We start from the raw sequence: 20,583 nt of genomic DNA, 5'->3' as shown, positions 1-20,583 counted from the left end.
CAATGAACTATAAGCTTTTATTGAGCGCTAGGTGCACAATCAAGGCAAACCAAAACAGTGCTCCGATAAAGGCGAGGATACGCCCCCGTTGACTGCCAACACTCTTCAGTGCGATATAGCCAAAGACGATATAAGCGAGCAGACCCATGATTTTTCCGAGCAACCAGAAATGATCCAAGGGATTCAGTCCTGCTATCCATGCCATGCTGATGGCGCTAATGAGTAAAACCGTATCGACTGAATGCGGTAACACGCGCACCCATTTTTTTTGTAATTGTTGCGGCGACGAAAAGCTCCAATAGAAGCGTAAGATGAACAAACTGAGGCTGATCACGACGCAAGCTATGTGTAAATGTTTGAGGGCGGTGTAGCTAAGCATAGGTGTGAAATCCTTGGATGAGTCGGCTGAATGTTGTTTGAGGGTTCATTGTCGTGATGACGGATTTTACTGCCCATCTTTATCACGCAAAACGAAATAGGCGGCCAGTGCGGTAATGCAAATCACGAGCCCTACGATGAACCAAAAACCTTGCGCATCTTGTGCCAATGGGATGCCGCCGACGTTCATTCCTAGTAGACCAGAAATGATATTGATCGGTAGTACCAAAACCGTGACAACTGTTAAGACGAACAAAGAACGATTATTTTGCTCGCCGACGTGGGCGGCGATTTCTTCTTGTAGTAATTTGATGCGTTCTTGCAGAGATGCCATGTCGCTTAAAACGACGGAGAACTCTTCGGTCGACTGACGCAGGTCATGTACATCTGTTTCAACCATCCAGCTCGGTGGTTTTTGTAATAAGCGGAATAGCGCAGCAGGTTCTGGCGCAAGCAGTCGTTGCAGACGGACCATCAAACGGCGTAGTTCACCGAGATTGGCGCGCTTGCGGCCTATTCTTGACGATAAAAAGTGATCTTCGATCTCGTCGATTTTTGTAGTGGCATCGCGTACGATCGAGGTCAGAACATCGGCTTGATCGCGTAATAGGTGCGTCAGCAATTCGCTAGGTGAGTGGAATAGTTCTTGGCGATTAACGGCGTTACGTAAACGATCGACCGATTTTAATGGTTTGCGACGCGCACTAATCATCACATGCTGATTGAGACTGAGCCAGAGCGTGGCGATATCCGCTGGATCAAAACTAAAATCATGTAAGACGTCGTTGATCACTGCAATTAAGTGGTAGTCCGTGTGCTCAATGCGCGTCGAGCGAGATCCTTGATGGAGGCTCTCATAAAATTCTTCTGGGGCATCGGTATGATCTTGCAGCCAGCGTTCGGTTGCTGTGTGTGCGAGATTGAAGTGTAACCACAAAAATTCTTTGCGATCAGATGCGTGGGCTTGGCTTATCTGCGACAGCCAGTGAACAGCTTCTTCAGTATTGATAGGCCGGCCTGGAGTGTCGTGGCTAAACACAAAACCACAAATCAAGCCCGAGGCATCGGCGCCATATGAAAGTTGTTGGAGATCCATAGCGGTCAAATAATTGGCGATGCAAATTGCATTGCCGCATATTGTATAGCCGCTTGATGATGTTGGCGTGACAAGTCTAGGAAGGCTTGAGAAAGCGGCTCAAATGCACGGCGGATTCGAGCCTCGTCGATGATCAATTCAGATCAATGTAGGATACCGCCAACCTCAAGAGGGAAGCCTTGCAGGAATTCGCGTGCAGGCAGACGCTTACCGCCCGGCTTTTGCAGCTCGGTTATGCGGAGCACGCTCGAGCCAGCGGCGCATGCGATCAAGACTCCCTCACCATCAGCCCGTAAAATCTCACCGCTGGAGGAAGGATTTCCATTTGCTTTAACGAAAGTCGCGGTGCGGTCGACTTCCGCCTTCCAAATTTTCAACGTCACATCATTGATGCGCGCTTGCGCTGCGGGGAAGGGATTGAAGGCGCGGATTTTGCGGTTGAGTACTTCAGCGCTGAGTGCGAAATCGAGTGTCGCCTCTTCTTTGCTGATTTTTGCAGCGTAGTTGGCGAGGCTGTCATCTTGAACTTCGGGCGTCAATACTCCCGCCTTGAGGTCCTTGAGGGCTTGGACGATCATGCTACCGCCGAGTTCGGCTAACTGGTCGTGCAAACTAGCGGTCGTATCATCGGCTGCGATGGGTACTGCTTGGCGGCATAGCATAGGACCTGTATCGAGACCTTCTTCCATTTGCATGATGGTGATACCGGTTTCGGTGTCGCCGGCCTCAATCGCACGATGAATTGGCGCAGCGCCGCGCCAACGCGGTAGCAAAGAGCCGTGAATGTTGATGCAACCTAAGCGAGGGATCGACAACACCGATAGCGGCAAAATTAATCCGTAGGCCGCCACCACCATCACATCGTGCTCGGTGTTGCGCAAGAGATCGTGTGCTTCTTGTGCGATCTCAGGATATTTTCCATCGAGCCGCAGCGAAATCGGTTGTGCTACTGCGATGTGGTGTTTCAGTGCAACTTGCTTGACGGCGGAAGCGTGCAATTGCATGCCACGTCCGGCTGGGCGATCTGGTTGGGTAAGTACCAAAGGCACTTCGAAGCCTGCGGCGATGATGGCTTCCAAGGCAGTTGCGGCAAATTCAGGTGTTCCAGCGAAAATGACTTTCATCGGCGGACAGCCTTCTTGCTCATTTCGCGTTCTTCTTTTTGCAATTTCGTCTTAATGCGATTGCGTTTCAATGGCGATAGGTATTCCACAAACACTTTGCCTTTTAAGTGATCCATTTCATGTTGGATACAGACGGCGAGCAGGCCATCGGCATGGATCTCGAAAGGCTGGCCGTTGATGTCGAGTGCTCTGACCTTTACTTCCGCAGGACGTTCAACGTCGTCGTAGATACCTGGTACAGACAGGCAGCCTTCGTCGTAGACTTTATTTTCTGCGCTGGACCAAATAATTTCCGGATTGATAAAGACTTGAAGCTGATCATTGGTTTCAGACACATCGATGACGACCAGTTGCTCATGCACGTCAACCTGTGATGCTGCTAGGCCAACGCCTGGTGCGTCATACATGGTTTCCGCCATATCGGCGACCAATTTTTTCAGATTGTCATCAAAAACGGTGACAGGTTTCGCCACTTTATGCAGGCGCGGATCGGGGTAACGCAGAATATTGAGTATAGACATAAGACTTTTCACAACAAGCAAAGGGGGCCGCGGTGCGGTTTCTCTTGCTAGTTCAAGGATTTATGGGCAGAATTTGATTCAAATTGGTAAGTTTGCCAAGGGAGGATGTCGCGCAAATCCTTTTGTTCTGCGGCAAGTGTTCTTCAAATTGGCGAGCTTACTCGGGAATCTGTTTTATGCATCGGAAAATTTTCATGAAAAAGTTTAGCACAATCGCCTTCGCTTTGGCCTTCCCACTTGCGCTGAGTGCGCCAGCATTCGGACAGGAAGCAGCGCGTACAGCTCCTGCGTCACTCAGCAGTAAGTGCAACTTTTTGCCCGATGCACCTGACAAGCACGTGGTTGTTAAGGGCGATACGCTGTGGGGTATCTCTGGAAAATTCCTGCAAAATCCATGGTGCTGGCCTGAAGTATGGGGCATGAATAAGGATGAAATTCGTAATCCGCACTGGATTTATCCAAAGCAAATTGTGTATTTTGATCGAGTGAATGGGCGCTTACGACTAGGAACGCCTTTGGTTGAGGGAGCCACAGGTATCACTAAGTTGCAGCCACAGACGCGCACTCTCGGTGCCGATGAAGGTAATGCGATTCCTGCGATTCCCAATAACTTAATCGAACCTTATTTGTCTCAGCCATTGATCATTGAGAAAGATGAGTTTGCGAATGCGCCACGTATTGTCGCCACACAAGAGGGGCGTGTGTACATGGCGAAAGGCGACAAACTGTATGTGCGCGGCGACCTTAAAGATAATAAGATTTTTCAGGTATTTCGTCCGGGCACCGCGTTGAAGGATCCAGATACACGCGAGATCATCGGCTATGAAGCGATGTATGTTGGTGCCGTGAAGTTAGACAAAAAAGCTAAAACAGAAGACGGTGTTGATACGTTCTATGTAACAGCCTCTAAAGAGGAAATGGGAATCGGTGATCGTTTGGTTGCGATTCCTCCGACGCCAATTATCAACTACGTTCCACATCGTCCTGAACGTGATGTCAAAGCCCGTATCGTTGGCGTCTATGGTGGCGTGAGTGTTGCTGGTCAAAATAATATTGTTAGCATAAATCGTGGCTCTCAGGCTGGCCTCGACGTGGGTTCCGTATTGGAATTGGCGCGCTATGGCAAGATTATTCAAGACCGCACTAACGATAAAAAGCCGATTCGTTTGCCGGATGAAACCTACGGTAAATTGTTCATATTCAGAGTTTTCAAGAACATTTCCTATGGCTTGGTGATGGAAGTTTCTGAAACCGTCAATGTAGGCGACCAAGTCCAATCCCCAGAGCGTTGATCCCTAGTCCAATGACATCACGTTTTGTCTCGTCTATTGAGTGGCAAAATTGGCTATTCTTAATGCTACTTCCAGGCGTAGGAAATGAGACCGCCAGACGACTACTGACTCGTTTCGGAAGTCCGGCCGATGTGCTGCGTGCATCGCATGAGAATTTACTAAGTTGCGTTCCTCAAAAGATCGCCGAAGCGCTTCAAGCACCTCCGAGTAAGCAAACTCAGGATTGCATCGCCCGAACCGAGGTGTGGCTAGGCAATGATGACGCTCATCTCATCTTTTTAGGGCATCCTGAATATCCGAGTCAGCTTCTAGAAATCCCAGACCCACCGTTGATCTTGTATGTCAAAGGCCAGATCGAGGCCTTGACGCGACCAAGCATCGCCATTGTGGGAAGTCGAAATGCAACTCATCAAGGTGTGGAGCACGCACATGCATTTGCGAAAGAGTTGAGCGCAAGTGGATGGTGCATCAGTTCTGGTTTAGCCGCGGGGATCGATGCAGCGGCTCATCGCGGAGGCTTGGAGGGAGAAGGCGGCACCATCGCAGTAATCGGTACTGGCATTGACATAGTCTATCCTGCACGCCATCGTGAATTGGCACACCGGATTGTTCAGCATGGCTGCATCGTGAGTGAATATCCTCTGGGAACGGCTGCGATTTCCTCTAATTTTCCACGACGCAATCGAATTATTTCGGGATTATCGAAAGGCGTTTTAGTGGTTGAGGCAGCCGAGAAATCCGGCTCGCTCATCACTGCTCGTATGGCGGCCGAGCAAGGTCGAGATGTGTTTGCGATTCCCGGGTCGATTCATTCGCCTCTCGCCAAGGGATGTCATGTATTGATCAAGCAGGGCGCTAAATTGGTTGATAGCGCCAGCGATATCAATGAGGAGTACGCGTGGATACAGGGAGGGGCAAGATTACAAAGTGGTTTGGATAAAGTCGTCGAAGAAAGCCCACTGCTTATGGCGATGGGCCATGATCCGGTTGCTTTCGACGTGTTGCTGACACGCTCCGGTCTTGATTCTGCCAATCTGAGTGCTCAGTTATTCGAGCTGGAGCTGCAAGGGCAGATTGAAATGATGGCGGGCGGATCGGTTCGTCGTATGCGATAAACAGCACACTGATAATCTAGCAAGCTTTCGTCTATTATCCTTTCCTAAGCTAAAATGGACGCCTCAGCGGTTTTTGGCTTATTCATTCGTATTTCATGCTTCCGATTTTTGTTTATCTTTTTAATACCTTTCATCATCCTCGTGCTATTCCTGATTCCCTCGTTTTGGCACAACGACTCGCGGATCTGGGTTTTGGTGAGCACGAAATTGTGCTCGCCTTAGATTGTCTGATGGAGCTTAAGACTTTGGAAGCCGCGGACCTTGTTGAGATCGCAACGCCCTCTGCACACTTTTTCCGCATCTATACTCAACAAGAACAAGAATTATTGGGAAGCGACGTCATTGCTCGAATTGCAAGCTTGTTTGGCTCGGGGATTATTAGCTTTGAACAGCGTGAGTTGATCATCGAGCAAGCATTCGCGTTTGGTGAAGTACCAATTTCAGCAGAGAATTTCAGAGCATTACTTCTAATGCTTCTATGGTCGCAAAATTTTGATCAGGGGCAGTTGTACAAATTGGCCTTCGAGGAGTCTCCTCAGGCTCAGTTGCACTAGGTTTTTATGGCAAAAGAATAATTTTGCTGTTTTAATAATTCAGTCCCCGGAGCCTTGAATTGCCTTGTTTATTTGTGGCAAATTTTCCAGCTCTATTGCAGTTCAACATTCATTCCGTTTATTATTCCCCGCTGATATATAGCTTTTTTCCTTACATGGCGCCTTGAATTGCGCCTTTTTGGTACGGTTTTTGCAATATAACTGACGATAGTTGTAGCGATCTGTCTATGAATGCGGATCGTTTGCTGCCCGAGCATTGTTGGACATTTTCTAATAGTGTGCGGAGAGACTGGGCTCGAAGCTTATAAATAAGAATCTAAAAACTTGAATTCACTATGACTAAAACCCTCATCATTGCCGAAAAACCCTCGGTGGCCAACGACATCGCCAAAACCTTGGGGGGCTTCACGAAACACGAAGACTACTTTGAGTCGGATGAGTTTGTGTTGTCATCAGCTGTGGGTCACTTGTTGGAAATCGCAGTCCCAGAAGAATACGATGTGAAGCGTGGTAAGTGGACTTTCGCCCATCTTCCCATGATTCCTCCTCATTTCGCTTTGAACCCGATCGCGAAAACAGAAGCTCGCTTGAAGGTACTCAATAAACTGATCAAGCGTAAGGATGTCACTGGCTTGATCAATGCATGTGACGCGGGCCGTGAGGGGGAATTGATCTTTCGCTTGATTGCACAACACGCGAAAGCAAAGCAGCCGGTGCAACGATTGTGGTTGCAGTCGATGACTGCAGACGCGATTCGAGCAGGCTTCAAGAAATTACGTACTGACGAAGAAATGCGACCTTTAGCCGATGCTGCGCGCTGCCGCTCAGAGGCTGATTGGTTAATCGGCATCAATGGCACGCGCGCGATGACCGCTTTCAATTCGAAAGAAGGCGGTTTTTATCTGACTACGGTTGGTCGAGTGCAAACACCAACGCTGTCGATTGTGGTTGAGCGCGAAGAAAAGATTAAGAGTTTTATCCCGCGTGATTATTGGGAAGTGCGCGCCGAGTTTGTCTGCGCTGCCGGTATTTATGAGGGACGATGGCTTGACCACAACTTCAAGAAAGACGAGAACGATCTTGAACGCAAACCAGAACGCTTGTGGAGTAAGGCTGCAGCGGAGTCGATCGTGGCCGCCTGTCGTGGCAAGCAAGGCAATGTGACTGAGGAGTCGAAGCCAGCCACCCAGATCGCTCCGGCATTGTTTGACCTGACTAGCTTACAACGCGAAGCAAACTCCAAGTTCGGTTTCTCAGCAAAGAATACGTTGGCTTTGGCACAGGCTTTATACGAGAAGCATAAAGTTTTAACTTATCCACGTACTGACTCGCGTCATTTGCCTGAGGACTATCTCAATTCGGTGAAAGATACGCTGAGCAAAATCAGTGAGATCAATAATTTCCAACAATTTGCAGCGAAGATTCTCAATAACAATTGGGTAAAACCAAATAAGCGTATTTTTGATAACGCTAAAATCAGTGATCACTTTGCGATCATTCCTACTGGTTTGATTCCAAAGAATCTCTCAGAACCAGAACAAAAGCTGTACGACCTCGTGACGCGTCGCTTCATGGCCGTCTTCTTCCCGGCTGCGGAATACTTGGTGACCACGCGCATCACGGAAGTGTCTGGCCATCAATTTAAGACAGAAGGTAAAGTTCTCAGTAACCCAGGCTGGCTGGCCATCTATGGCAAGGAAGCGCAAGATGACTCCGATCCAGAAAATAAAGGCAACTTGGTCGCCGTAGCAAAAGGCGAGAAAGTAAAAACCGATAAATTGACTGCAAACGGTCTGGTCACGAAACCACCCGCACGCTATTCAGAAGCGACTTTGCTGTCGGCGATGGAAGGTGCTGGCAAGCTGATCGACGACGAAGAATTGCGTGAAGCGATGGCTGGCAAAGGCTTGGGGACGCCAGCAACACGCGCAGCCATCATTGAAGGTTTGCTATTCGAGAAGTATTTGCTGCGCGAGGGACGTGAATTAATTCCGACCGCGAAGGCTTTTCAGTTGATGACCTTATTGCGTGGTTTGGGTGTCGACGAATTAACTTCGCCGGAATTGACTGGTGAATGGGAAAACAAACTCGCACAAATGGAGCGCGGCAAAATTACTCGCGACGAATTTATGCGAGAAATCGCGCAGATGACACAAGTTATCGTGAAGCGCGCTAAAGAGTTTGATAACGATACCATCCCAGGTGATTACGCGACTCTACACACGCCTTGCCCAAATTGCGGTGGCGTCGTGAAAGAAAACTATCGTCGCTTTGCTTGTACCAAATGTGAGTTCTCAATTAGTAAGACGCCAGGCAGTCGACAATTTGAAGTGAATGAAGTTGAAGAGCTCTTAAGAAATCGTGAAATTGGGCCGTTACAGGGGTTCCGTTCGAAAATGGGACGCCCATTTGCCGCGATTTTGAAAATTGTACGAGATGAGGATATTAATAACCTCAAGCTTGAATTTGATTTCGGCCAAAACCAAGACGAGGGTGAAGAAAGCGAAGAGCAAGACTTTTCACAGGCTGTCTCACTTGGTAGTTGCCCGAAATGTGGTTCGAATGTGTACGAGCTAGGCTTGGCTTATGTTTGCGAAAAGAGCGTTCAGAAACCTAAAGCCTGCGACTTCCGCAGTGGTCGCATAATTCTGCAGCAAGAAATTGTGCCTGAACAAATGCGCAAACTATTGGTCGAAGGTAAAACCGATTTGTTGCCTGGCTTTATTTCACAGCGAACACGCCGACCATTTAAGGCTTTCTTGGTGCGTGGCAAGGATGGTAAGACGAGTTTTGAGTTCGAAGAACGTAAGGCTAAGCCAGCCAGCAAAACGGCCGCAGCCAAAGCGACCAAGACGAAGGAAGCGGATGGAGCCGCAGAAGTCGTGAAGAAACCGAGCACACGGAAAAAGAAAACCGCGTGACGCTTGGACGGTTGGGTTAATCATATATGCAGATAGTCTAGAGATGATGGTCGACTAGACTCGACGTTTGAGGAAGTATGGATCAAAATGCTTTGCTAACAACCGCGCGCGCTGAATTTATGCGCGGTTTTGTAGAATCAATGCAGCGCACGATTCCTCGTGCGATTGAGGACTGCTTTCAGAAGGCGGATGAGACATTTTCATCTCTTGAGCAAGGTCGGCTCTTAGATGCGAGGGCTGTCTTGGTCGATCAAGGCGCCAAGATCATTGAGCATATGACGCTCACGATGGAGCAGTTGTTGGCACGCAGTTTTAAGACAACCTACAGCACCTATCGCCCATCGGCGAACTTTAATACCGATAGTTTGACCCTCATCGACCCGACCACATTTGAGGGCGGCTTACGCTTGGAAGAAATTACCAACCGCTTTCGTCGCGAGGCTGAAGAGCAGTTGCGTGATTTGAATATTCGAATCGCTTTAATTTTTGAACAAGAAGTGACCAATGAGCGGGAAAATCCATTTCGCCCCTACTTGTTTTCGAAATGTATTTCTTCAAGTATCGAAGGGCAAGGACTGAATCCTACCGTCGTCGATATCCTGATTGAGCGACTTTCACAAAATTTCACCACCTTCGTGCCGAACATCTATTCGGCAGTCAATAATTACTTGGCGAAGAACGGCATTGCCGCTCAGTTGCAACTCAAAATCAGAAAGTCACCAACCTCTGCATCTGGTGGCCTACCGCATGATGATGTAATGCCAGAGGATGAAGCCGCTGCTGATGTGCCTGGGGCGCCTAACCCAACTTCTGCAACCTCGACAGGTCCTGCAGCGTCGGCACCAGCTAACCCGATCCGACAGCGTGTAAGTCAAATTGAGCAGTTTTTTAGCTCCGCAATGAGTCGGGCGAGTAATTTGGTGAGCCGTGGCGGCATGCCACAGGAAAGCTCCGCAAGCGGCGGCGCCGAGGTTCCAGCAGCCGCGCAAGAAGGAGTCCATTTCGATCCTGACCAGCGCATGATGGCGCCCGCGGCACCGATGCCAGAACCGATGCCAGGGCCTTTTTCGTGGCTGAGAAAAGGCGAGGCAGTCGGCGAGACGCTGAAGAAATTTTTTGGACAGGGGCCGGTTGGAACATCTGGTGGTGCCGCAATGTCGGGACAGTCGGATGGCGGTCAAGTGGCTGCCGACGTTGGTATGTCTGGGGCTAGTGGAGCGCCAGTAGGAAGCTCGGGCGCCAGTTCAGGTGGATGGGCTGGTGGAGAATCAGTCAGTGGAGGAAGTGCAGGCGGTGGTTCGAGTGCTGGTCCTGTTGGTTCCGAAGATGGTGGATCCGGATCTTCAGTATCTGCGATGTCGACCCTGCCACAATCTCTACATCGTTTCCAACGAAGTTTCACGCCCAGTGGCGCCGAAATGTATGACGGCACTGGCGGTCTTCGTAATCTGATTTTAGAGCAACGCCGCGCACTCAACGAGTTGACATCAAATGTCGATGAGCAGATGACCATCGATATTGTGGCGATGTTGTTCGAGTTTATCTTACGTGACACGCAAGTTCCTGCGGAGATTCGAGCCCAACTTGGTCGTCTCCAGTTCTTAGTGTTGAAGGTCGCGCTGAAAGATAACACGCTCCTCACGCAAAAAGGCCATCCTGCCCGCCTCTTGGTCAATCGTATTGGTTCGATCTCTCTCGGACTCAAGCAAATTGATCCGACTGGCGCGGAAATTACTAAAGAGATTTGCCGTATTGTCGAGACGTTGTTGCAGGATGAAAGTGAAGATCCGCAGCAACTCTTTTCTCGCATGCTCGACGAGTTCGACGCGTTTATCGCGAAAGAATTGCGTGCAATTGATAAGCGCACCGAAGACGCTGTTGATGGTGCTGAGCGTGCCCGGAATCGAACTTTGCGCTTTGCTCATATCTCGGCGCAGATCCACGAGGCATTGCTTGGTCTTACGATTGATCCATTCTTGCAGCATTTCTTTGAGAACGTATGGGTCTATGCCTTAGAGTTGGCCGACGCTGAAGATTCGAAGCGGGCCCATCGATATCGTTTGTTGATCCCCGATTTGTTGTGGAGCATCGTTCCTAAGCAAAACGAAGATGAACGCATGCAATTGCTGGCGCTGCTGCCTATTATCCTGAATACGATCAAAGAAGGCGTAAAGAGTATCAACTGGGATGTTGCACAACAAGAGCGCCTATTGAATTGGTTGGTTGATGCGCATACGAAAGCAATGCGATTAAACCCATCCGCAACCATTAGCAAACATCCTTCGTTGTCGTCGATTCATCAGCACTTTGAGCAGTTCTTCATCGACCCAGACTTGGAGGATTACGCGCCATTGGATGCTGAAGCCGAAGCGTCTGGCGTTAAAAAGTTTTTGGATGACGCGATTCAGCAATTGGATGCGCAAGTGCAAATGCTTGATCGTGTGTATGAAGAGCAGCAACCGATTGAAGCAGCGAATGCAGTCGAAAATAGCGGTGATCATACTGTCGACTTAGTTTTGGAACAATTGAAGACAGGCGTTTCCGTCGAAATTAATCTTGGTGGTGAACCAAGTCAAGGCAAATTGAACTGGGTTGATCCAGCCCTTACGACTTTGGTCCTCAGTCTAGAGGGGCAAGAGCAACCATCTATGGTTAGCGTGCGAATGTTCCGCCGTATGATCGCCCACGGCAGGGTGAAGTTCTTGGAGGCCGAGCCGTTGTTCGAGCGGGCTGTTCAATCATTGTTGCGGTCAGCGGATGTATCTGAGCCAGTAAAGCCGTAAATCAGCCTCAAGCTATTTTAAAAAAGCCCAGGCGCCCTTCAGGTGCTTGGGCTTTTTGTAAATCGAGCGGTAACCTTCCTGAAATAATTCGAACAGGGTGCTTGACGAGAAGTTAGAAAGGCTGCATAATCTCGTTTCTCTGCTGCTGACGAACAAAACGATTCGAAGCAAAACGCAAAAACTGAAGTTGAAAGACCGAGTAGTGAGCGTAGCAGGCCAGATCTTTAACAATTAACAGTCAATAAATGTGGGCACTTGATAGTGATAGCGACTAACTGCTTAGGCGGTTAGGAAACTTAAAATATATCAAATGTTCACAAGAAATAACAAAGCAAGACGGTTTCTAGAAATAGAAATCGAACTGTCAGTATTTTGAGTGAGCGACACCGTCTAACGACGGAAGCAGAAATGCTAAAAACAGAGATTGAACTGAAGAGTTTGATCCTGGCTCAGATTGAACGCTGGCGGCATGCCTTACACATGCAAGTCGAACGGCAGCACGGGTGCTTGCACCTGGTGGCGAGTGGCGAACGGGTGAGTAATATATCGGAACATACCTTGTAGTGGGGGATAACTATCCGAAAGGATAGCTAATACCGCATACGCTCTGAGGAGGAAAGCGGGGGATCTTAGGACCTCGTGCTATAAGAGTGGCCGATATCTGATTAGCTAGTTGGTGAGGTAAGAGCTCACCAAGGCGACGATCAGTAGCTGGTCTGAGAGGACGACCAGCCACACTGGAACTGAGACACGGTCCAGACTCCTACGGGAGGCAGCAGTGGGGAATTTTGGACAATGGGGGCAACCCTGATCCAGCAATGCCGCGTGAGTGAAGAAGGCCTTCGGGTTGTAAAGCTCTTTTGTCAGGGAAGAAACGGTGAATCCTAATATGATTTGCTAATGACGGTACCTGAAGAATAAGCACCGGCTAACTACGTGCCAGCAGCCGCGGTAATACGTAGGGTGCAAGCGTTAATCGGAATTACTGGGCGTAAAGCGTGCGCAGGCGGTTTTATAAGACAGAGGTGAAATCCCCGGGCTCAACCTGGGAACTGCCTTTGTGACTGTAAGGCTAGAGTGTGTCAGAGGGGGGTAGAATTCCACGTGTAGCAGTGAAATGCGTAGAGATGTGGAGGAATACCGATGGCGAAGGCAGCCCCCTGGGATAACACTGACGCTCATGCACGAAAGCGTGGGGAGCAAACAGGATTAGATACCCTGGTAGTCCACGCCCTAAACGATGTCTACTAGTTGTCGGGACTTAATTGTCTTGGTAACGCAGCTAACGCGTGAAGTAGACCGCCTGGGGAGTACGGTCGCAAGATTAAAACTCAAAGGAATTGACGGGGACCCGCACAAGCGGTGGATGATGTGGATTAATTCGATGCAACGCGAAAAACCTTACCTACCCTTGACATGGCAGGAATCCTGAAGAGATTTGGGAGTGCTCGCAAGAGAACCTGCACACAGGTGCTGCATGGCTGTCGTCAGCTCGTGTCGTGAGATGTTGGGTTAAGTCCCGCAACGAGCGCAACCCTTGTCATTAGTTGCTACATTAAGTTGAGCACTCTAATGAGACTGCCGGTGACAAACCGGAGGAAGGTGGGGATGACGTCAAGTCCTCATGGCCCTTATGGGTAGGGCTTCACACGTCATACAATGGTACATACAGAGGGCTGCCAAACCGCGAGGTGGAGCTAATCCCAGAAAGTGTATCGTAGTCCGGATTGTAGTCTGCAACTCGACTACATGAAGTTGGAATCGCTAGTAATCGCGGATCAGCATGTCGCGGTGAATACGTTCCCGGGTCTTGTACACACCGCCCGTCACACCATGGGAGCGGGTTTCGCCAGAAGTAGGTAGCTTAACCGTAAGGAGGGCGCTTACCACGGCGGGGTTCGTGACTGGGGTGAAGTCGTAACAAGGTAGCCGTATCGGAAGGTGCGGCTGGATCACCTCCTTTCTAGAGTGCGCTTGAATGTTAAGTGTCCACACTTATTGACTGTTAATGTAAAAGAACGCAGTACTGTTTGCTGAGATGAGATCAGTGAATGGTTCGAGATTTGCCCGGTTAAGTAGTAATACGAATGGGGGTTTAGCTCATCTGGTAGAGCACCTGCTTTGCAAGCAGGGGGTGATCGGTTCGAGCCCGGTAACCTCCACCAATGACTGGGGCTGTAGCTCAGCTGGTTAGAGCACCGTGTTGATAACGCGGGGGTCGTTGGTTCGAGCCCAACCAGCCCTACCAAATCGCAGAAATGCCGAGATCGTAAGATCGAAATAACAAATGTGAGTAGCGCGAGCGCTATTGAGATTTGTTCTTTCAAAGCGAAAGCAAAGTAATAAAGTAGTACCGTTCTTTAACAATTGAGAAGAAGTAAAGTAAGAAATAATCAAAATTTATTTCGTAGAGGAGTTCATGAGACATCGTGAACAAATTTATGGAAGGGTTGTGATTGTATCGAACAAACAAAGTAGTAAAAGTGATCCAAGTCGTCGTCAAGCAATTGGCGAAGAATAAAACTCACTTGAGCTACGGCAACGCTAAAGTAATACTCATATAGTAGTAAAGAACTATAACGGCTCTAGGAATAGAGATCAAAGTTATAGGGACAAGTGACTAAGTGCACATGGTGGATGCCTTGGCGATATCAGGCGATGAAGGACGTAGTAGCTTGCGATAAGCTGCGGGGAGTGAGCAAACACACCGTGATCCGCAGATTTCCGAATGGGGAAACCCGGCCGTAAGGTCATCGTTATCTGAATACATAGGATAACGAAGCGAACGTGGCGAACTGAAACATCTAAGTAGCTACAGGAAAAGAAATCAACCGAGATTCCCAAAGTAGTGGCGAGCGAAATGGGAAGAGCCGCAAATGATAACTACTTTCATACTAGAACAGCTTGGAAACGCTGACCATAGAGGGTGATAGTCCCGTATAGGAAATGATCGTAGTGGTACTAGGTTTGCAAGAAGTAGGGCGGGACACGTGAAATCCTGTCTGAATATGGGGGGACCATCCTCCAAGGCTAAATACTCGATATCGACCGATAGTGAACCAGTACCGTGAGGGAAAGGCGAAAAGAACCCCGGGAGGGGAGTGAAATAGAACCTGAAACCGTGTGCATACAAACAGTCGGAGCCTCGAAAGGGGTGACGGCGTACCTTTTGTATAATGGGTCAGCGACTTACATTCAGTGGCGAGCTTAACCGCATAGGGAAGGCGCAGAGAAATCGAGTCCGAATAGGGCGACAGTCGCTGGGTGTAGACCCGAAACCAGATGATCTACCCATGGCCAGGTTGAAGGTGCGGTAACACGCACTGGAGGACCGAACCCACTAATGTTGAAAAATTAGGGGATGAGCTGTGGGTAGGGGTGAAAGGCTAAACAAATCTGGAAATAGCTGGTTCTCTCCGAAAACTATTTAGGTAGTGCCTCAAGTATCACCAACGGGGGTAGAGCACTGTTATGGCTAGGGGGTCATCGCGACTTACCAAACCATTGCAAACTCCGAATACCGTTGAGTGCGAGCTTGGGAGACAGACATCGGGTGCTAACGTCCGGTGTCAAGAGGGAAACAACCCAGACCGCCAGCTAAGGTCCCAAAGTACAGCTAAGTGGAAAACGAAGTGGGAAGGCTAAAACAGTCAGGAGGTTGGCTTAGAAGCAGCCACCCTTTAAAGAAAGCGTAATAGCTCACTGATCGAGTCGTCCTGCGCGGAAGATGTAACGGGGCTAAGCTGTACACCGAAGCTGCGGATATCCGTAAGGATATGGTAGGAGAGCGTTCTGTAAGCCTGCGAAGGTGTCTGGTAACGGATGCTGGAGGTATCAGAAGTGCGAATGCTGACATGAGTAGCGATAAAGGAGGTGAAAAGCCTCCTCGCCGTAAGCCCAAGGTTTCCTGTTCAACGTTCATCGGAGCAGGGTGAGTCGGCCCCTAAGGCGAGGCAGAGATGCGTAGCTGATGGGAAGCAGGTTAATATTCCTGCACCGTCGTATGATGCGATGGGGGGACGGATCGCGGAAGGTTGTCAGGCGGTTGGAAGAGCCTGTTCTTGACTTGTAGAAGGTGCTTAGGCAAATCCGGGCACATAATTCAAGGGGTTGAGACGAGACACTTAGGTGTCGAAGCAATCGGAAGTGGTTCCAAGAAAAGCCTCTAAGCTTCAGTCATACGAGACCGTACCGCAAACCGACACAGGTGGGCGAGATGAGTATTCTAAGGCGCTTGAGAGAACTCGGGAGAAGGAACTCGGCAAATTGGTACCGTAACTTCGGGATAAGGTACGCCCTTGTAGCTTGACCAGCCTGCGCTGGAAGGGTGAAAGGGTTGCAATAAACTGGTGGCTGCAACTGTTTAATAAAAACACAGCACTCTGCAAACACGAAAGTGGACGTATAGGGTGTGACGCCTGCCCGGTGCTGGAAGATTAAATGATGGGGTGCAAGCTCTTGATTGAAGTCCCAGTAAACGGCGGCCGTAACTATAACGGTCCTAAGGTAGCGAAATTCCTTGTCGGGTAAGTTCCGACCTGCACGAATGGCGTAATGATGGCCACACTGTCTCCTCCCGAGACTCAGCGAAGTTGAAGTGTTTGTGATGATGCAATCTACCCGCGGCTAGACGGAAAGACCCCATGAACCTTTACTGTAGCTTTGCATTGGACTTTGAACCAATCTGTGTAGGATAGGTGGGAGGCTTTGAAGCGGGGACGCCAGTTCTCGTGGAGCCATCCTTGAAATACCACCCTGGTTTGTTTGAGGTTCTAACCTTGTCCCGTTATCCGGGTCGGGGACAGTGCATGGTAGGCAGTTTGACTGGGGCGGTCTCCTCCCAAAGTGTAACGGAGGAGTTCGAAGGTACGCTAGGTACGGTCGGACATCGTGCTAATAGTGCAATGGCATAAGCGTGCTTAACTGCGAGACTGACAAGTCGAGCAGGTACGAAAGTAGGACATAGTGATCCGGTGGTTCTGTATGGAAGGGCCATCGCTCAACGGATAAAAGGTACTCTGGGGATAACAGGCTGATTCCTCCCAAGAGTTCATATCGACGGGGGAGTTTGGCACCTCGATGTCGGCTCATCACATCCTGGGGCTGTAGCCGGTCCCAAGGGTATGGCTGTTCGCCATTTAAAGTGGTACGTGAGCTGGGTTTAAAACGTCGTGAGACAGTTTGGTCCCTATCTGCCGTGGGCGTTGGATATTTGAAGGGGGCTGCTCCTAGTACGAGAGGACCGGAGTGGACGAACCTCTGGTGTACCGGTTGTCATGCCAATGGCATTGCCGGGTAGCTATGTTCGGAAGAGATAACCGCTGAAAGCATCTAAGCGGGAAACTCGCCTTAAGATGAGATATCCCGGAGCTTTAAGCTCCTTGAAGGGTCGTTCGAGACCAGGACGTTGATAGGCTGGGTGTGGAAGTGCAGTAATGCATTAAGCTAACCAGTACTAATTGCCCGTACGGCTTGTCCCTATAACTTTGGTCAGTTATAGATAACTACGACAAGTATTACAAAGTGTTTGCCAAATAGTTTGGTCAATCACAACCGATTATGAAGTGTAGGTTGGGCTGGAAAGCCCAACAAGAACACGACTTACAACGTTGGAACTATCCAACGCTACTTCTTCCCAATTGGATTTGTTGCGATTCACAAGTCAACGTGAACCACAGCAAATCAACAAGTTATGCCTGATGACTATAGCAAGTTGGTCCCACACCTTCCCATCCCGAACAGGACCGTGAAACGACTTTGCGCCGATGATAGTGCTGCAACCAGTGTGAAAGTAGGTCATCGTCAGGCTCTTATCCTGAAAAGCCTCAAGTTCCTTCGAACTTGAGGCTTTTTGCTTTGGGGGCGCTGATCTTATTGAGCCTCTTGTGTGAGTTTAGCGTGAGCGTAATTTGGCTAATCGCGAGTTTGTAGTGAATCGTTTTAGAAAAGCATCAGGAATGAGCACTTCGCTCAGTGCAGCATCGCACGCTCGCGACCAATGAGTCCTCAATGACGCTCAGCTATAATGGCGAACGCGTTGACTTCGAGCACATTTTTGCAAACCTAGCTTGTACCATCATCCACTTCCAAATTTATGCCCAATAAACCACTTGCCATCGTAATAGGAGCAGGACCTGCTGGACTTATGGCAGCAGAGCGCCTCGCGCTGGGCGGATTTGATGTTGAAGTATTCGATGCCATGCCCTCTGCAGGAAGGAAATTTCTTCTAGCAGGTAAGAGTGGAATGAATTTGACTCATGCTGAAAATCTTGAGTCCTTTCTTGGGCGATTCGGCCATGCCTCCCCCTCGTTAGAGAGAGCACTTAAGCTATTTCCACCAGCCGCCATTCGCGATTGGGCTCAGGGGTTAGGTGTTGAAACCTTCGTCGGCAGTTCAGGACGTGTATTCCCTACCGATATGAAAGCGGCACCACTCTTACGTGCTTGGTTACATCGCTTGCGCCAATCTGGTGTGCGATTCTTTATGCGCCATCGCTGGCTAGGATTCTCGCAATATCGCACTTATCGTTTTCAGACGGCCGATGGCGAAATAGAAAAAGAGGCCGCGATTGCTGTGCTTGCATTGGGAGGCGCTAGTTGGGCTCGTTTAGGATCGGATGGGCGTTGGTTTGACTATTTTGATCGTAGCCAAATCACATTACACCCGTTTAAACCAAGCAATTGCGGTTTTGAGTGTAAGTGGAGCGAGCATTTTTCAAGCAAGTTTAGCGGTAGTCCTTTAACTAAAGTCGGCCTTCAGATTCGGACTGTCAAAGAACATGATGAGTATCGGATCGGACAGTTTGTCGTGAGCGAACATGGTGTCGAAGGCAGTTTGATCTATGCCTTCTCCGCGGACATTCGCGATTTGATCGAACGCGATGGAAAAGCCACGATCGAACTAGATTTGACGCCTGATCGTAGTGAAGAAAGAATTCTCTCTGAACTGAATAGTGGCCGCGGCGCAAGATCTTGGTCATCCTTTCTTCGTTCGAAATTAAGCTTACATCCAGTGCATATTGGCTTGTTGTATGAAGCTCTCGAGAAAGATCAAATGCAAGATGTGGAGGTGCTTGCAAGCACGATCAAACGTTTGCCACTCATCCTTGACCGAGCACGACCGATTGACGAGGCGATTAGTAGTGCAGGTGGCTTGTGCTTTTCGGAGCTCGATTCAGATTTAATGATGAAACATTTCCCTTCGGTCTATTGTGCTGGTGAAATGTTGGACTGGGAGGCCCCAACTGGAGGCTATTTGTTGAGCGCCTGCTTGGCGACTGGTTACCTTGCGGGTGAAGCGGGGTGCGCTTTCCTGCAGAACTCGTTTGCAGGAATGATGAACGAAGGACAAGATGTATGATGCTACAAAATCGCTGCAAGGATACCGGCGCAGTTTTATCACCGTGCACCAAGGTCTGTAAGATTTCGCCCGCAACTTCACTTTGCCTAGGTTGCGGTAGAACTTTAGATGAGATCGCCGCATGGAGTCGAGCGACTGATGAGTACAAACTGCGCGTTTGGGCACGCTTGGAATCTGCAAATAAGGCTCTTGTCGAAAACTAAGGTCTACCGTTAGAGCAGGCATAGTCAGTTTATTCATTTGTTAGGATTGGAAAAGTCCGCATAAAACTAGGGGTCAAGTTTTTTGCAATTATTGCCGTAAAGAAGCTATCCCACGATGAGGCTTCCACTATGCGCGCGTCTTCTCTATTTCTTGCTCTTTTGCTTACGTTGCCCAGTATGACGTTAACGAATGCTTGGGCCAATGATCCCCCTACTAAACCGATTAAGCCTGCCTCTGCTTCAAGCAAGGAAGAAGCTTCTGCGTCGGCGAAGGAAGAGTCCAAGTCGAGCAAAGAAACTAAAGAGGGTAAAGAAAGCAAAGAGAGTAAGTCTGCTAAATCCAGTAAAGATGCCAAAGCGGAGGAAGCCGCACGTTTGAAAGAAGCGGCAGCGGCGGATGAGCTGGCGGCGAAGATCGCTGAAAAGCTCGCGGTCATTCGAAAAGAGAAAGAGACTCGGCCACGTGTGGTGGGTGCTCCACCTCTCGTGCGGCCCTATTCCTTAGCACCTAGGACTGCCGAGCGAACAGCGAAAGCGAAGAAGAATGAGGCCGGCCATGAGGCTGCGCATTGGAGCTATGAGGGCGAAACAGGCCCAATGCAGTGGGGCAAGATGAATTCGGCAAACGCTAAGTGTGATCTTGGTGAGCGTCAGTCTCCAATCGATATACGTGACGGTATCAAAGTCGATTTAGATACTATTAATTTCGATTACAAACCAGTGTCGTTTAGCGTCGTCGACAATGGACATACGATACAAGTCAATCTTGGCGCTGGCAATTACATCAGTGTCTCTGGCAAAACTTATGAGTTGTTGCAGTTTCATTTTCATCGTCCCTCCGAGGAGCGGATTAATGGGCGTGGATTTGAGATGGTCGCGCACTTAGTCCATAAAGACCGTGAAGGTAAACTAGCGGTGGTGGCGGTATTGCTCGAGGCTGGACAAAACCAAGAAGTCATACAATTGGTATGGAATAATCTCCCTCTAGAAAAGAATGACCCTGTGAAGGCTTTGAGTAATATCGACGTCAGCAAATTATTACCGGCGAAGCGTGACTATTACACCTATATGGGCTCACTCACCACACCACCGTGCAGCGAAGGTGTGCTTTGGTTAGTCTTAAAACAAACGGTGGAAGTGTCGGCCGACCAAATCGGCATTTTCAGTCGCCTCTATCCGATGAATGCACGCCCAATTCAAAAGTCCGCTGGTCGTATTATCAAGGAATCGCGCTAA

Annotated in this window: 12 protein-coding genes, 2 tRNA genes and 3 rRNA genes; 13 read left to right on the top strand and 4 right to left on the bottom strand. The window is 49.2% G+C overall.

Annotated elements, in window-relative coordinates:
- Positions 1-7: 7 nt before the first annotated feature.
- The 4 genes from RF679_RS17855 to def all read right to left on the bottom strand — a co-directional run bounded on the left by RF679_RS17855 (position 8) and on the right by def (position 3,119).
- On the bottom strand, positions 8-379 hold the full coding sequence (locus tag RF679_RS17855) for a SirB2 family protein (protein ID WP_309481975.1): 372 nt from the start codon (positions 377-379) through the stop codon (positions 8-10).
- 66 nt (positions 380-445) lie between these two features.
- Positions 446-1,474 (bottom strand): transporter, encoded by a 1,029-nt coding sequence (locus RF679_RS17850; protein ID WP_309481974.1) that lies wholly within the window; start codon positions 1,472-1,474, stop codon positions 446-448.
- Between the two features lie 143 nt (positions 1,475-1,617).
- On the bottom strand, positions 1,618-2,598 hold the full coding sequence (fmt, locus tag RF679_RS17845; protein ID WP_309481973.1) for a methionyl-tRNA formyltransferase: 981 nt from the start codon (positions 2,596-2,598) through the stop codon (positions 1,618-1,620).
- Complete coding sequence (def, locus tag RF679_RS17840; RefSeq protein ID WP_309481972.1) at positions 2,595-3,119, bottom strand: peptide deformylase; 525 nt, start codon at positions 3,117-3,119, stop codon at positions 2,595-2,597. Before def ends, fmt begins: the two co-directional genes overlap by 4 nt.
- Positions 3,120-3,313: 194 nt before the next feature.
- On the opposite strand from def, the gene RF679_RS17835 reads away from it, so the two are divergent.
- From RF679_RS17835 to RF679_RS17775, 13 genes are all read left to right on the top strand, one after another.
- Entirely contained in the window at positions 3,314-4,411 is a 1,098-nt protein-coding gene (locus RF679_RS17835) for a LysM peptidoglycan-binding domain-containing protein (protein WP_309481971.1), read from the top strand.
- A gap of 62 nt (positions 4,412-4,473) precedes the next feature.
- Positions 4,474-5,526, top strand: coding sequence for a DNA-processing protein DprA (dprA, locus tag RF679_RS17830; protein ID WP_309481970.1), 1,053 nt, complete (start codon positions 4,474-4,476; stop codon positions 5,524-5,526).
- 95 nt (positions 5,527-5,621) lie between these two features.
- Entirely contained in the window at positions 5,622-6,080 is a 459-nt protein-coding gene (locus tag RF679_RS17825; protein ID WP_309481969.1) for a DUF494 family protein, read from the top strand.
- Positions 6,081-6,415: 335 nt separating this feature from the next.
- Entirely contained in the window at positions 6,416-9,001 is a 2,586-nt protein-coding gene (locus RF679_RS17820) for a DNA topoisomerase III (protein ID WP_309481968.1), read from the top strand.
- Between the two features lie 77 nt (positions 9,002-9,078).
- Positions 9,079-11,784 (top strand): DUF1631 family protein, encoded by a 2,706-nt coding sequence (locus RF679_RS17815; protein WP_309481967.1) that lies wholly within the window; start codon positions 9,079-9,081, stop codon positions 11,782-11,784.
- A gap of 426 nt (positions 11,785-12,210) precedes the next feature.
- Positions 12,211-13,747 (top strand): 16S ribosomal RNA (locus tag RF679_RS17810).
- A 126-nt stretch (positions 13,748-13,873) separates the two neighbouring features.
- Positions 13,874-13,949, top strand: a tRNA-Ala gene (locus tag RF679_RS17805).
- Positions 13,950-13,955: 6 nt separating this feature from the next.
- Positions 13,956-14,032, top strand: a tRNA-Ile gene (locus RF679_RS17800).
- Positions 14,033-14,394: 362 nt separating this feature from the next.
- Positions 14,395-17,264 (top strand): 23S ribosomal RNA (locus RF679_RS17795).
- 215 nt (positions 17,265-17,479) lie between these two features.
- Positions 17,480-17,592 (top strand): 5S ribosomal RNA (rrf, locus tag RF679_RS17790).
- The 16S, 23S and 5S rRNA genes sit together here with 2 tRNA genes alongside, the layout of an rRNA operon.
- Positions 17,593-17,929: 337 nt before the next feature.
- Positions 17,930-19,144, top strand: a complete 1,215-nt coding sequence (locus RF679_RS17785) for a TIGR03862 family flavoprotein (protein ID WP_373921706.1) — start codon at positions 17,930-17,932, stop codon at positions 19,142-19,144.
- Positions 19,141-19,347 (top strand): DUF1289 domain-containing protein, encoded by a 207-nt coding sequence (locus tag RF679_RS17780; protein ID WP_309481965.1) that lies wholly within the window; start codon positions 19,141-19,143, stop codon positions 19,345-19,347. The genes RF679_RS17785 and RF679_RS17780 overlap by 4 nt, the downstream gene beginning before the upstream one ends.
- Before the next feature lie 177 nt (positions 19,348-19,524).
- Positions 19,525-20,583: a carbonic anhydrase gene (locus RF679_RS17775; protein WP_309481964.1), complete on the top strand. Its 1,059-nt coding sequence runs from the start codon at positions 19,525-19,527 to the stop codon at positions 20,581-20,583.

The sequence above is a fragment of the Undibacterium cyanobacteriorum genome (assembly GCF_031326225.1).
GTDB lineage: Bacteria > Pseudomonadota > Gammaproteobacteria > Burkholderiales > Burkholderiaceae_D > Undibacterium > Undibacterium cyanobacteriorum.
Note: the sequence above shows the minus strand (reverse complement) of the source record. Positions and strands in the feature narration are given on the sequence as shown.

Coding starts and splice junctions, on each gene's coding strand:
- RF679_RS17855 (WP_309481975.1), bottom strand. CDS start 379: ATGCTTAGCTACACCGCCCTCAAACATTTACACATAGCTTGCGTCGTG.
- RF679_RS17850 (WP_309481974.1), bottom strand. CDS start 1,474: ATGGATCTCCAACAACTTTCATATGGCGCCGATGCCTCGGGCTTGATT.
- fmt (WP_309481973.1), bottom strand. CDS start 2,598: ATGAAAGTCATTTTCGCTGGAACACCTGAATTTGCCGCAACTGCCTTG.
- def (WP_309481972.1), bottom strand. CDS start 3,119: ATGTCTATACTCAATATTCTGCGTTACCCCGATCCGCGCCTGCATAAA.
- RF679_RS17835 (WP_309481971.1), top strand. CDS start 3,314: ATGAAAAAGTTTAGCACAATCGCCTTCGCTTTGGCCTTCCCACTTGCG.
- dprA (WP_309481970.1), top strand. CDS start 4,474: ATGCTACTTCCAGGCGTAGGAAATGAGACCGCCAGACGACTACTGACT.
- RF679_RS17825 (WP_309481969.1), top strand. CDS start 5,622: ATGCTTCCGATTTTTGTTTATCTTTTTAATACCTTTCATCATCCTCGT.
- RF679_RS17820 (WP_309481968.1), top strand. CDS start 6,416: ATGACTAAAACCCTCATCATTGCCGAAAAACCCTCGGTGGCCAACGAC.
- RF679_RS17815 (WP_309481967.1), top strand. CDS start 9,079: ATGGATCAAAATGCTTTGCTAACAACCGCGCGCGCTGAATTTATGCGC.
- RF679_RS17785 (WP_373921706.1), top strand. CDS start 17,930: ATGGCAGCAGAGCGCCTCGCGCTGGGCGGATTTGATGTTGAAGTATTC.
- RF679_RS17780 (WP_309481965.1), top strand. CDS start 19,141: ATGATGCTACAAAATCGCTGCAAGGATACCGGCGCAGTTTTATCACCG.
- RF679_RS17775 (WP_309481964.1), top strand. CDS start 19,525: ATGACGTTAACGAATGCTTGGGCCAATGATCCCCCTACTAAACCGATT.